This is a genomic window from Paraburkholderia sp. RL18-085-BIA-A (assembly GCF_046027075.1).
Lineage (GTDB): Bacteria > Pseudomonadota > Gammaproteobacteria > Burkholderiales > Burkholderiaceae > Paraburkholderia.
The window spans coordinates 1-12,751 of the sequence record NZ_JARESU010000061.1 but is presented as its reverse complement, the minus strand read 5'-3'; the positions used below and the strand labels follow the sequence as shown (position 1 = coordinate 12,751).

General features: G+C 62.6%; 15 protein-coding genes and 1 pseudogene. 4 read left to right on the top strand and 12 right to left on the bottom strand.

Annotation, left to right across the window (positions count from 1 at the left end; translation table 11 throughout):
- Positions 1-4: 4 nt before the first annotated feature.
- The 7 genes from P0D89_RS30990 to P0D89_RS30960 all read right to left on the bottom strand — a co-directional run bounded on the left by P0D89_RS30990 (position 5) and on the right by P0D89_RS30960 (position 4,935).
- Positions 5-829 carry an ABC transporter ATP-binding protein gene (locus P0D89_RS30990; protein WP_408361612.1) on the bottom strand — a complete coding sequence of 275 codons (825 nt, stop codon included), beginning with the start codon at positions 827-829 and terminating at the stop codon, positions 5-7.
- Positions 823-1,857, bottom strand: coding sequence for an ABC transporter permease (locus P0D89_RS30985; protein ID WP_408377660.1), 1,035 nt, complete (start codon positions 1,855-1,857; stop codon positions 823-825). The genes P0D89_RS30990 and P0D89_RS30985 overlap by 7 nt, the downstream gene beginning before the upstream one ends.
- 26 nt (positions 1,858-1,883) lie before the next feature.
- Positions 1,884-2,879, bottom strand: a complete 996-nt coding sequence (locus P0D89_RS30980; RefSeq protein WP_408361610.1) for an ABC transporter substrate-binding protein — start codon at positions 2,877-2,879, stop codon at positions 1,884-1,886.
- 381 nt (positions 2,880-3,260) lie between these two features.
- Positions 3,261-3,437 carry a hypothetical protein gene (locus P0D89_RS30975; protein WP_408361609.1) on the bottom strand — a complete coding sequence of 59 codons (177 nt, stop codon included), beginning with the start codon at positions 3,435-3,437 and terminating at the stop codon, positions 3,261-3,263.
- Positions 3,434-4,267: a class I SAM-dependent methyltransferase gene (locus P0D89_RS30970; RefSeq protein ID WP_408361608.1), complete on the bottom strand. Its 834-nt coding sequence runs from the start codon at positions 4,265-4,267 to the stop codon at positions 3,434-3,436. Before P0D89_RS30970 ends, P0D89_RS30975 begins: the two co-directional genes overlap by 4 nt.
- A 141-nt stretch (positions 4,268-4,408) precedes the next feature.
- Positions 4,409-4,771: a hypothetical protein gene (locus tag P0D89_RS30965; protein WP_408361607.1), complete on the bottom strand. Its 363-nt coding sequence runs from the start codon at positions 4,769-4,771 to the stop codon at positions 4,409-4,411.
- A 23-nt stretch (positions 4,772-4,794) separates the two neighbouring features.
- Entirely contained in the window at positions 4,795-4,935 is a 141-nt protein-coding gene (locus tag P0D89_RS30960; protein ID WP_408361606.1) for a hypothetical protein, read from the bottom strand.
- Here P0D89_RS30960 and P0D89_RS30955 point away from each other — a divergent pair.
- Positions 4,934-6,028 (top strand): AraC family transcriptional regulator, encoded by a 1,095-nt coding sequence (locus tag P0D89_RS30955; RefSeq protein WP_408361605.1) that lies wholly within the window; start codon positions 4,934-4,936, stop codon positions 6,026-6,028. The two genes, P0D89_RS30960 and P0D89_RS30955, sit on opposite strands and share 2 nt — an antisense overlap.
- A gap of 103 nt (positions 6,029-6,131) precedes the next feature.
- Here P0D89_RS30955 and P0D89_RS30950 read toward each other — a convergent pair whose 3' ends face one another.
- Positions 6,132-6,812, bottom strand: coding sequence for an SDR family oxidoreductase (locus tag P0D89_RS30950; protein ID WP_408361643.1), 681 nt, complete (start codon positions 6,810-6,812; stop codon positions 6,132-6,134).
- Here P0D89_RS30950 and P0D89_RS30945 point away from each other — a divergent pair.
- Positions 6,786-7,127, top strand: a pseudogene (locus P0D89_RS30945) (aldo/keto reductase); the annotation flags it as partial. The gene P0D89_RS30950 and the pseudogene P0D89_RS30945 sit on opposite strands and share 27 nt — an antisense overlap.
- A 100-nt stretch (positions 7,128-7,227) precedes the next feature.
- The gene (locus tag P0D89_RS30940; protein WP_408361604.1) at positions 7,228-8,091 is read left to right on the top strand and encodes an MFS transporter; all 864 of its coding nucleotides are present in this window, start codon (positions 7,228-7,230) and stop codon (positions 8,089-8,091) included.
- 195 nt (positions 8,092-8,286) lie between these two features.
- On the opposite strand, the gene P0D89_RS30935 is transcribed toward P0D89_RS30940, so the two are convergent.
- The 4 genes from P0D89_RS30935 to P0D89_RS30920 form a co-directional block, all read right to left on the bottom strand.
- The gene (locus P0D89_RS30935) at positions 8,287-9,600 is read right to left on the bottom strand and encodes a replication-associated recombination protein A (RefSeq protein WP_408361602.1); all 1,314 of its coding nucleotides are present in this window, start codon (positions 9,598-9,600) and stop codon (positions 8,287-8,289) included.
- A 314-nt stretch (positions 9,601-9,914) separates the two neighbouring features.
- Complete coding sequence (locus P0D89_RS30930; RefSeq protein WP_408361601.1) at positions 9,915-10,028, bottom strand: hypothetical protein; 114 nt, start codon at positions 10,026-10,028, stop codon at positions 9,915-9,917.
- Positions 10,018-10,398, bottom strand: coding sequence for a GntR family transcriptional regulator (locus P0D89_RS30925; RefSeq protein ID WP_408361600.1), 381 nt, complete (start codon positions 10,396-10,398; stop codon positions 10,018-10,020). Before P0D89_RS30925 ends, P0D89_RS30930 begins: the two co-directional genes overlap by 11 nt.
- A 613-nt stretch (positions 10,399-11,011) precedes the next feature.
- Entirely contained in the window at positions 11,012-11,800 is a 789-nt protein-coding gene (locus P0D89_RS30920) for a COG4705 family protein (protein ID WP_408361599.1), read from the bottom strand.
- Positions 11,801-12,050: 250 nt separating this feature from the next.
- On the opposite strand from P0D89_RS30920, the gene P0D89_RS30915 reads away from it, so the two are divergent.
- The gene (locus P0D89_RS30915; RefSeq protein ID WP_408361598.1) at positions 12,051-12,326 is read left to right on the top strand and encodes a hypothetical protein; all 276 of its coding nucleotides are present in this window, start codon (positions 12,051-12,053) and stop codon (positions 12,324-12,326) included.
- Positions 12,327-12,751: the final 425 nt, after the last annotated feature.

The window sequence follows — 12,751 nt, the reverse complement described above, 5'->3', positions numbered from 1 at the left end:
CGCCTCAAACGTCGAGTCCAAGCTGCGCAAGCACTTCCCGGCGCAGCGCGACCAGCTTCGGATCGTCGCGATGACGCGGGTACGGCGCGTCGTTGCGCACTTGCGCGACAATGCGCGCCGGCCGTTCGCTCAGCACGATCACGCGGTTTGCGAGATACAGCGCCTCTTCGACGTCGTGCGTGACGAGCAGCACGGAGAAACGCGCGTGCTGCCAGAGCCGCACGAGTTCGCCCTGCATCCTGATGCGCGTGAGCGAGTCGAGCTTGCCGAACGGCTCGTCGAGCACCAGCAGTTGCGGATCGTTGACGAGCGCCCGCGCCAACGCCGCGCGCTGCGCCATGCCGCCCGACAGCTGATGCGGAAACGCATCGGCGAACTTCGACAGTCCGACGAGTTCGAGTGCCGCGTCGATACGTTCGGCGGCGTTCCCTCGTCCCTTGCGGCCCGCGCGCTGCGCCTCGGGGCCGAGGCCGACGTTGTCGCGCACGGTTCGCCACGGAAACAGCGTCGGGTCCTGAAACACCACGACACGCGACGGGTCGGGACCGGCAATCGGCTCGCCATTCGCCTGTAAGAAGCCAGCCGCAGGCTTGTCGAGGCCGGCGACGAGCCGCAGCAAGGTCGACTTGCCGCATCCGCTCGGGCCGAGCAGCGCGACGAATTCGCCGGGTTCGACTGACAGGCTGATGTCGTCGAGCACGGGAAGTGTCTCGCCGCGCATCGCGAAACGATGGCTGACGTGCCGCACATCGATGCGCGCGCCGTCGCGAGCCTTGCCCTGGTTCGAAGCAACGTGCGCGGACGTCGCGGGTGAAGACGTTGTTACCATTTGAGCAATCCTTTTTGCCAGGCGAGCAACCGGTCGCGCAGCAGGAACAGTAACGAAATAAGGCCCGAGCACATCAACGCCATCACGAGCAGCGCAGCGTACATATTCGAGTAGGCGGCCCAGCCCTGCGCCCATTGCAGATACCAGCCGAGTCCGGCCTTGACACCCATCATCTCGGCGACGATCAGCACCGAAAACGACGCCCCGAGTCCCATGAACAGGCCGACGAAAACCGACGGCAACGCGGCCGGAATCGCCACCTTCAAAATCAGGAACGACGGCCGCGCGCCAAGCGTGCGGGCGACGTCGTAATACGCGGCGTTGACGCTGGCGACGCCGGACCACGTCAGCACCGCAACTGGAAACGTCGTCGCCAGCGCAATCAGGAAGACGCTCGCGCTGAAGCTCGACGGAAAGAAGAAGAAAGCGAGCGGTAGCCATGCGGTCGCCGGCAGCGGACCGATCAGCCGCAAAACCGGGTGCAGCCAGTAGCCGACCGCCCCCGACCAGCCAATGCTCACGCCAACCGCGAAGCCGGTCAGCGCGCCCAGCGCATAGCCGTAGACGAGCAGGCCGAGCGAATGGAAGACGCTCGACGACAGTCGCGGAAAATCGTCGAAGTACACGGCGATCAGTGCTTGTGGAGGCGCGAAGAACGGCCGCGGCAACCATTCGAGCTTGGCGGTCACGATTTCCCAGCCGCTGACGCCCAGGGCGAGCGCCAGAAACCACGGTGCGGCTGCAAGCCATCTGTGCGCGCGCGCGTCGCGGTGTTGCGCCGATACCGGTTTGCGCCAGCTACCCACGGCGATGAATACAGACAGCGCCGCGAGTATCAGCTGCAGAATGAGCAGTTCACGCGTGTAGGGCCAGTCGTCGAGGTCCGGCCACCAGTGCGTGATGGCCGCGCCGCCGAGCCATGCAACGGCGGCAAGCGCCGCGACGGCGAGCTTGCCCGGGTCGCGCCGCGCCGATTCCCCGCTTTCATGCAGACCGGCCAGTTCAAGTGTTTGCGGTTGGGTGGACATGTCGAATGCATCCCTGTGTGCGCGGGTTACGCGCCGGCGATGTGAGTATCGGTGATGGCGAGCACGTCGATACGGCGCGGCAGGATCGCGTCGCGGAACGCACTGTCGGCGACCTTCTGCAACGCGGCGATATCGGCGTTGGCAACGAAGCGTTGCTTGAGCGCCGAGCGTTTCGTGATCTGTGTCGCCGCGTCGATAGGCGCACGTGTCAGCGACGCGTAGATCCGCGCATACGCATCCGGATTCGCCAGCGCCCAGTCGCCCGCGCGCTGCAATCGCAGCAGGACGTCGGCGATCGCGGCGCGCTTGCGCGCATCGGTGACGGCCGCGCCTGACGCAGTGATGAAACCGAGTCCGCTATTGATGCCGGTTCCGTCGCGCAGAATCCGCGCGCCTCGTTGCGCGGCGATTCCGTAGTACGGATCGAACGTGGCCCATACGTCGATTGACCGCGAAGCAAATGCGGCGAACGCGTCGACCGGAAGAATGAAGCGGACCGATACGTCGTCCTTGCTCAAGCCGGCCTCGGCGAGTGCTCCATAGAGCTGGAATTGGGAAATGCTGCCGCGCGCCGACGACACGAACACCGTGCGCCCCTTCAGATCGGCGACGCTGCGAATCGGCGAGTCGGGCTGAACGAGGATGCCCAGTTGCGCGCCCGAACCGACGCGCGTCGCGACGATCTTCAGCGCCGGATCGCCGACCGCCGCCGCGAGCACAGGCAGATCGCCCGCAGGCGCGAGATCGACGGCACCGGCGCGCTGCGCTTCGAAAAGCGGCGCGGCGCCCTGAAAGTTAGCCCAGCGAAACGCGTACGGCGTGCCGTCGAGCACCTTTGCCGCTTCGGCCAGCGCACGCGTGCCGCCGGCCTGATCGCCGAGCACGAGCGTAGTGGACGCGAGATCGGCCGCTCTCACGCTACCGCTACGCAGTACGCCGAAGGCAGCCACGACGGGCGCGGCCGCAACCAGACCGAGCGTTCGTCGCCGCGTTGAAAAAAACGTTGAAACGGATGCGTCCATAGTTCCTCGCCTGCTCCCCGATTGCGATATGGATGCAAGCGTAACGACGAAGAACGTCCGTGAGAATTATTCTATTTCGATATGTTTATATGGATTCAATATTTATCGTTTGCATATTTTGATTCGAGCGGCGGCGCTGCGGAAACAGCCTGCGCGTTGCGGGTTGTGACGACGCGTGCGCCGACGCGCATAACGATCTCGAATGCCAGGAAAAGACGCGCGCCTCAATTCCACGAACGAGCATCGTCAATCTCGCGTTTCAGAGGCGTGTAGTCTGAGGGCCTTTCGCGCCGAACACCTACCCGTGGACTCGCAGATCAGCGCACTGGCTTCGCCGCGCACGTGGGCGCGGCGAAAACTATGAGGCGCGGAAAACAGGATCTAACTATTGAAACTCAGCGCCGACAAGACGAACCGCAGACCGAAGAAGCACAGCGATGAGCACAGCGGCAATGCAACAAAAACGGAGCCGTGTCGAAGGCCAATCAGGCAGGCCGCCGGCCAGAGGCGCAAGCCGGAGCTGAGGACGGCGGCGACTCGACGCCTGGCTTCGTTCATGATCGTTCCACCACGACTTCGAGGTATTCGCTCGGCAAAACGAGCGTCGAATCGCCCGACCGATTGCGGCTCTCGATCAGTGCCATCAGGTCGCCAAGGAGCGCCGCCTGACGCTCGCCGTCGAGTGCGGCAAACGCCTTGTTCACCGGCCCGTAGTATGTCCGGAACACTTCCATGAAGTGCGCCGGCGAACGATAGCGAAACGTGAAATGACGGCCAGTCGTGACGATCTGCCGGGCGGTTCCGTCGAAGAGGGCTTGCAGCCGCTCCTTCGTTCCCCAGAGCGCTGGCGACAACACGCCCGCGGGCGGCGTGATGTACTTGCCGATCGTCTTGAATACCTGCCCGATGAAGCTCTCCGGCGTCCAGTTTGCGAGACCGATCCGGCCGCCTGGCTTGCAAACACGTGCCAGCTCGCCCGCCGCCTTCTCCTGGTTCGGAGTGAACATGACGCCGAAGGTCGACATCACGACGTCGAATGAAGCATCCGCATAGGGCAGCGCTTCGGCGTCCGCTTCCTGGAACAGCACCGCAAGCCCTTCTGCCTGCGCACGGGCACGACCGGACTCCAGCAGTGAGGCGACATAGTCGGTGGAGGTGACGTCGCACCAGCGGCGCGCGGCGGCAAGCGTCGCGTTGCCGTTGCCTGCGGCAACGTCGAGCACGCGACTACCGGCACGCAAGTCGAGCGCTTCGCAAAGGTTCTCTCCGACAATCTGCAGCGTGGTGCCGACGACGGCATAGTTGCCCGTCGACCAGGCGGCCTGTTGACGAACCTTGACGGCAGCGAAGTCTGCGACAGGCGAGAAAGAGGAATCGACAGCGGACATAAAAAACTCCTGGGAGGCAAAAGGCAGCGATGCAGGAATGCATGGATTGGCTGCCCATTCTGGGGACGCCGCGAAATTGCACCGCAAGCATGCCCGCGCGACGATCGGGCAAATCAAAACCTGATCCGCTAGATGCAGCGGCTACTCAACGACGCTGACGCCTGAGCTACCCTTTTCTTGCAGCAGATCCCTCATTTTCAGCAAACCGTCTTTCACGGGAAGGACTGACTCGGGGTAGTGAACATGCACACAGGCTTCATATGGGAAGTCCGCCATGACTGCGGCATACACATCGGTGAGGTCGAGCCCAGGATGCTCTGTAAAGATCTCCGCGGCACGACTTGCACCATTTGCGGTTGCGGTGCGGAGTCTTGTTGTAAGCGCCGATATCATCGGCGCCGCGTGTAAAGCGCAGCGCCCCGGGCTTTCAGAGCGTGAACGCGTTGACGGCAGCGGCCGACCAGTGGCGTCCAGCCCCGCAAAAGCATTGACCACGAACAGCATCCGTGCGAGTCATGTCAGTCTCCTCATGATGGGTTGTCGGCCCGCTCCACAGTTCGTTGTTGTGGACTGGCATGGGTGCTAGTATCAGGACGCAAGTCGTATTGATGAATGACCAGGCGTCCAGATATTTTGCGCAGGACGCCGAAATTGATGGGCGCTTTCATGGATGCTCTTTCGGACGTCCTTCGCCTCGTGCGTCTGGGCGGGGCGGTTTATCTAAACGCCGACTTCACTGCGCCCTGGTGTGTTGTCGGCGAGGTAACGCCGGAGTTGTGCGGCGCCTTTCTGCCGCGCGCCGAACGCATCGTGTCTTATCACCTGCTCACGGAAGGAAGCTGCTGCGCCCGGCTCGTCGACGATCCTGCTTCTACGATCTGCGTCAACGCGGGCGAGCTTCTTGTCGTGCCACAAGGCGAAGCGCATCTTATGGGCAGTTCGCTCGAAGTTGCGCCCGCGTCCTCGGACGAGATGCTGTCGAGGTACCTGAAAACCTCGCCGGGTGAAGTGATGAAGTTGGGCCACGGCGGCGGCGGCGCACACACGCGCCTCATTTGCGGCTTTCTTGCCTGCGACGACACGCTGACGAATCCGGTGCTTTCAGCGCTGCCGCGCATTTTCAAAGTCGACATGCGCAACGATGCACAATCGGCGTGGCTCGAATCATCGCTAAAACTTGCGGCGGCTGAGGCAGCCGAATGGCGGGTGGGTAGCGCGATCGTGCTCGCGCGCTTGTCGGAGTTGCTGTTCGTGGAGGCTGTGCGGCGTTGCATCGACGCGCTGCCGGCCGATCGCAAGGGGTGGCTGGCGGGCGTCAGCGATCGCTTCGTCGGCCGCGCGCTCGCGTTGCTGCACGCGCAGCCCACGCATGACTGGACTGTCGACGAACTCGCGCGCAAGGCAGGCCTCTCGCGATCGGCGCTTGCGCAGCGCTTTACGCAACTGCTCGGCCAGCCACCGATGCAGTATCTGGCGCGCTGGCGTCTGCAGATCGCGGCGCAGGAGTTGCGCAACGGAACGCAGTCGCTCGCGGCCATCGCGGAGCAGGTTGGGTATGAGTCGGAGGCGGCGTTCAATCGCGCCTTCAAGCGGGAATTCGGCATGCCACCCGCGAGTTGGCGACGCAGCCGTGCGATGACCGATGGCCGGGCTTCGCTGTCCGATCCTGACAATTTCAGCCATCTCTCGATCGGCACCGCAGCGGCGCCGCCAGGTCACCCGGCGTCTCTCGACGGGCTTTCTGAAGGCCAGAACGCTTAGTGCGCCACCTCTACCCGCAACGAAGCCCGTGCACGGACATCCGGCTTGCTGCCAACAGGCTGCGTCCCTGCGTGAGCGACTTTACCCGTTCAGGCTCCGCCGCTCACAGTTCCTGTCTGGTTGGCCTGAACAGGATTTCATTCATATCGACATCGTCAGGCTGGCTCATGGCGAACTCGACCACGCGCGCGAAAGACTCGGCGGGAATCGCAAATTGCTCATAGAACTCCTGAATGCCCTTCGCAACATCGGATTCGGTGATGCTATTGGGCAATTCAGTGGCGACGGCTCCGGGCGAGACGATCGTGGCGCGGATATTGTATGGCTTCACTTCCTGCCGCAGTCCTTCGGACAGCATGCGCACAGCGGCCTTGGTCGCGGCGTAGACCGCGCTGCCCGGACGCACCTTGTGACCGGCAACCGACGACACGTTGATGATGTGCCCGCTCTTCTGCGCTTTCATATGCGGCAGTGCCGCAGCAATACCGTAGAGAACGCCCTTCAGGTTCACATCGATCATGCGATCCCAGTCTTCGATCTTGCCGCGCTCGAGTAAGGAATGAGGCATTAGACCCGCATTGTTGAGCATGACGTCGATCCGGCCGTAGGTCTTGACCGCCGTGTCGACGAGATGCTTGACCTGTGCGGCATCGATGACATCGGTGGCGACTGCCAGCGCGGCCCCGCCATTGGCAACGATGTTCCCGGCCAGTTCGTTGATCCGTTCGACGCGTCGTGCGCCCAGCACGACCACAGCGCGAACACGTCGTTCGACAAGACCGATTTCCGCAACGTCGTCCCGCGCTTTTCCGAGGAAAACCGCAGGGCCAATGCAGGTCTTGTCGACGTGCTCGGCAAGATCGCCGACGCCAAAGGCGCCACGCGCGCACAGATCGCACTGGCCTGGCTGCTTGCGCAAAACCCGTGGATCGTGCCGATTCCGGGCACCACCAAGCTGCATCGGCTGGAAGAAAACATCGGCGGGGCTGCGGTCGAATTGTCGGCCGACGATCTGTCCGCGATCGAAGCAGCACTGAAACAGATCCCGATCGTAGGCGATCGCTATCCGGCCCACCTGCAGCAACGCGTCGACCGCTGACGCATTCGCTGAATACCACTGCGCCTGCGCCGGTGCACAACGCTGCACCGGCGGAACCACCATTGGCCCGACAAGAATTGCCGAACCAGAATCCCGCGCCATGTCGTTGAACGATCCATCATCCACCCCGGCAGGAACATTTCCCGGCGCTGCGCCCGCGAACACGACGAACGCCGGCGCCAGTGCCGACGTCCGTCATGCCGCCGAGGAACACGGTCTGCGAATCCTGGCAATCCTGAGCCTGCTGATGGCTTTTGCCTCGATTTCCACGGACCTGTATCTGCCCGCCCTTCCCTCCATGGCGCTTGCGCTGCATGCCGACGCGGGTGCAGTCGAACTGACGATTTCCGGCTATTTGATCGGCTTCAGTCTGGGTCAACTGTTGTGGGGTCCAGTTGGCGACCGTTACGGCCGCCGCGTGCCGATTGCGATCGGGTTGGTGCTGTTCGTAATCGGTTCAGCCGGCTGCGCATTGTCGACCAGCGCGCCGATGCTGGTCGGCTGGCGCATCGTGCAGGCCGTGGGCGCATGCGCCAGCGTCGTCCTTGCGCGCGCGATGGTGCGCGATCTCTACACCGGCCACCGCGCGGCGCAAATGATGTCGACGTTGATGACGGTCATGGCGATCGCGCCGCTACTGGGACCGAGCGTGGGTGGACTGATCCTTCACGTCGCGTCGTGGCGCGATTTTCTGGGTACTGGTGGGTGTCGGCATCGCAACGCTGGCCGCGCTGCGCGCGTTACCCGAAACCCTGCCCGTGGGGCGCTGCAACCGGGAACCGCTCGGGCACGCACTGGCCACTTACGCCGATTGCTGGCGCGCTCGGCGCTGTCCCCGCGCGCTCGGGCGCCATGTCGGCGCTCATCGGGGCGAGCCAGTACGGGACGGGCATCCTCGGATCAGCCCTCGTCGGCTTCTTCGCCGATGGCACGCCCCGGCCGATGGGCACCGTCATCGCGCTGATGAGTATCGGCAGCCTGCTGTGCGCCACGCTTCTCGTACCCTCCACCGTTGCGATTTCCGACGAAGCGATGGCGATCGAGTGAATCAAGTGAATCAAATGAGCAAAATCGCGCGATCGCCAGAACAGACGATTCGTCGCGATGACTGCTTCAACCACTCTGCTTCGACGACGCTTGCCGCTGTACAACGCATCCCTTAGCGCTTGTCCTTCTTGCGCGTTTCGCGGTCGAGCTTGCGCAGATGGTCTAGCTTGTCGGCAATCTTCGTTTCGAGTCCGCGCGGCACGGGCTGATACCAGCGCTGCTCGGGCACGTCCTCGGGGAAGTAGTGCTCACCCGCGGCGTAGGCGTCCGGTTCATCATGTGCGTAACGGTAGTCCTTCTTGTAGCCGAGATCTTTCATGAGCTGCGTCGGAGCATTGCGCAGATGCAGCGGCACCGGCCGTGTGCGATCGCTGCGCACGAATGACAACGCCTGATGCCAGGCAAGGCTCACCGCATTCGACTTCGGCGCGACAGCGATATACACGAGGGCATGCGCGAGCGCCAGTTCCCCTTCGGGCGAACCAAGCCGTTCATAGGCTTCTGCTGCGCTCACCGCGACCTGCAACGCTCTCGGGTCGGCATTGCCGACTTCCTCGCTCGCCAGAATGATGATGCGGCGCGCGAGATAACGGACGTCGACACCCCCGTCGATCATTCGAGCCATCCAGTACAGCGCCGCATCCGGATCTGAACCACGAGCGGACTTGATCAGCGCCGAGATCTGGTCGTAGAACTCTTCGCCACCTTTGTCGAAACGCCTGGTGGTTGCTGCCGATGCACTGCTCACGAAGCCACCATCGATACGCTCCACGCCGGCCGCAGCGGCGGCATTGGCGAGTTGCTCGACGAGGTTCAGGAACTTGCGGCCATCTCCATCCGCGAATCCGATTACGGCTTCCAGCGCAGGTTCTTCGAACGTGAGGCCTTCCAGCCATGGCTGAGCGCGCGCATATAGCTGCCGCAATTCCACATCGGATAGCGGTTTCAGCACATACACCTGCGCACGAGACAGCAACGCGCTGTTGACCTCGAAACTCGGATTTTCCGTGGTGGCGCCGATCAGGGTCAGCAGACCGGTCTCCACGTGCGGCAACAGAGCATCCTGTTGGCTCTTGTTGAGACGATGAATTTCGTCGAGGAACAGAACGGTGGAGCGGCCATGATGGTCGAGCACCTGCTGGGCACGCGTAGCGGCCTCCCTCAGTTCCCTGACACCAGCGGCCACGGCTGACTCGGCGATAAACTCATAGTCGAAGGCCTTCGCGGCAAGCCTTGCGATCGTCGTCTTGCCGACGCCTGGTGGTCCCCACAGAATGAACGAGTGCAACCTTCTGCCGTCGAGCGTGAGGCGCAGGGGACGACCGGGGCCGAGCAGATGAGACTGCCCGACGACATCATCGAGCGATTCGGGGCGGAGTTGCTCGGCAAGCGGCGCACGAGGTTGGGTAGCGAAGAGGTCCGTCATGTTCGAAATATAGCGTGCGGGTTGCTGATACGGGTCCGATTGGACGGAACGAGACTACCGCACGTGGTGCATGGACGGAAGCCCGAAATTTAAGCTTCGGTCATCCTGAAGTCGGTTGCTGAAAGCGGATGTCAACATTCCGCGGAATAGCTGGACCAAGGTTGCTCAAGCCCCAGTTGGCCGAAATGAAGTTGGAGCGCGACTTACTGAAAGATTCGCGATGTACGTTGTGAAGGAGTCGCGGTGAGGTACGGCGTGATTAAATCGCGCAACTTCCGGATGCTGCGCCCTGATGCGGCCGACCTTTCAATCGGCTACCTCGCCGACTTCAAAACCGTCCAGCCCGACTCAATGTGCTTGCGCACCGCAAGCATCGCGGCAGTGACGTCTCCCGACCCAAGCGCTTGCAGGATTTCTTCATGCTCCATGACCGCATCCTGACCGCGATTCTCGGCTGCGTTGATAATATCGAACGGGTAACGCGCCGATAGAATCTGCGTGAAATGCAGGGTCCGCGGCATGCATCACGAGTTGCGTCTCCAACAGCAGCCGTAGAGTCAGGATTTCCAAAGATGTCGAAGCATCGAACGGCACTACCCTCGCACCGCGATACGAATCGGTACTGATATAGCCTTCGGCCTCGAGCAGTTTCAGCGCTTCGCGCACCGGCGTGATGCTCAGATCGAGTTGCTCGGCGATCTCGGCCTGCTTCAGCCGCGATCCACGAGCGATCACGCCCGAGATGATGCGTTCGCGTGTGAAGTCTGCAACCTGATCTTCTTTGGTTCGGCATTCCATCAAATGTAACTCGGGCCGGTATGATTTCTGTTCATAGCAATATGGTCCGACCGTTCTGTGACGCGGCGCCGCTCACCATCCGCTTCCGACAATTCAACCGGCCTGATTCTAAGCCAAACTGACGCCCATAAATTCGGCGATCATGCGCCGTGCGCGATCGACCACCGGTTTATCGATCATTTTTCAGTCCACAAACGATTGACGTTGATGAGCGGCGTAAACTGCGTCATTTCAATGTCGAGCTAACCGATTCGCACCGGAGGCTGACGATGCGGCTTGCGGATCCGTGAACGCTCATCACCATCGCGGTCATGTTCGTCGCCCCGCGGTAGGGGTCTCGGTCTCGCCGCCGGACCGGCCCTCTTCCTCAGTTCCGCGCTCACGCGTACCGATCCTGTGCCGGCCAATGAACTGCGCGTGAATGACGCCGGCGAAGATGAGCCGCTGGAGTTGTCGTTGTCATCGGCGCGCGTGCTCAACGAGGGTGCGGCCTTTGCGGCGGTGTACATCGCCCTCGCGATCCAGTCGGCGGCGAGTGGTCGTGGCCATCGAGGCGGCCGTCGCGTTGCGGCTTTCCTCTGGACGCGCGGGCAGATCAGCATGCGGGCCGGCGCTATGCCGAAGGCGTGCGACGCGCGGCGCGCGGCCGGATCATCGCGATGCAGCCCACGATGAAGGCGGCCAGAATGCCTGACGCGTAAAACCGGCTGAAGTGCAGGCCGCCTTGCGCAACGGGTTTGTCGAGCAGGTCGCCGAGGGTCGCGCCAAGCGGGCGCGTAAGCACGAACGCGGCCCAAAAGAGCGCGGTGCGCGACACGCGGGGCCATAGCCAGAGCAGAGCCACGACGGCGAGCGCCGCGCCGAAGATTGCCGCGCCGACCTCGTAGCCGAGCCCGAGGCCGCCGCGATCGTCTCCGGCGACCCAGTCGCCAAGGGCGGTACCTAACGTCTGCGAGAACAGGATGGTGGTCCAGTAGAACCATTCCACGCGCGGACTCGCGACGCTCTCGATCGAGACATTGCCCTCGACGCGATACCAGATGGCGAGGCTCGCGACGAGCAGCGTGAAGACGATCGAGACGCCGCCGGGATAGCCGACGCCCAGCGAGCGGTCGAAGAAATCGGCGAGCGTTGTGCCGAGCGTGGTGGTTGCCACGATGGTGGCCCAGTAGAGATACGAATGGAACCGGGGCGCGCGAATCTGCGCCGACACCAGCACGACAAAGCCGGCCAGGAAGATCAGCGAGCCGATCAGATAGCCAAGGTTCAGCGACATCGTTACCCAGTCGCCGCCGGTCTCGCCGAGCGTGGTGGCGGCGATCTTGACAATCCAGAAGGCGACGGTCAGCTCGGGAACCTTACTGACGGCATGATCAACGAAACGTTGGGGGTCGGAATGCATCGGAAAAACTCCTCATGTCGCACGCGGACGTAACGAAACGCTTTTCCACTATAAGCGCGCGCACCTTATCGTTCGCTTAACTCGCACGGGTCGCTGGGCATGTGGCTTGGGGTTTGTGCGGCATAAGCGGAAGATAAGGTTAGCTGCGTAGTCTGGGACAGGCGTCGCTAATCGGTGCGACGTATGAGTTCTGCAAGCGTCGAGACGCCTTGCAAGGACGAATTCGCAAACTTTGGAAGGAGAACGAACCATGCAAAGCCTGTTTTCTATCGGCATTCTCTCGCTCGCCCTGGCGCTACCGGCAGCGGCCTTCGCGCAGGACAATGCAGCGCCTCCTCTGGTGCAACCGGGTTCATCACAAACCGGGCCACACGAGACGCCGGGGCAGTCCTCTGGGCGCAGCACCGATACCTCGGGCTACGGCACGGAGGCTGGCGCCACCTCGGATTCGCAGTCGTCGCACGCGTCGCGCCATTACGCGCCCGCATCGAACTGGGGGCGCAGCGGTCTGTTCGCTCATCACTGAGCGGCGCCACGCCGTTCGCAAATTCCACGGACAGCGCGCTGCTTTGGCGCCCCTGTTGGCGAATTGCTTCTCGTTAGCGGGGGTGGCTCAATCGCGACGGCAGCGCACGCCAGAATCCGATAAAAGGAGCAGCAGCGATGAAGTCATCGCACAGTTTTTCGTGGGCATAGACCAAAAGAGGGCAGCCGGTAAAGGGCTGTACTGCCCGCGCAAGTGCGCCTGCAACGAGTGATTCGCGAGTCGCCACCGCCGTCCACGGGCGACTGTGCTCAGCCCGACGTGTCGGGGCGTTTGTTGTTCAGCGATGAGCGGACGCTCAGGCGACGATGCGAAGCAAATGTCGAAAGGTCGCTCCTCGCCCAGAGAATGTCAGAACGCAATTTGAACACCTATCATGGTGGTACCCGATCACGGGACGAACGAGA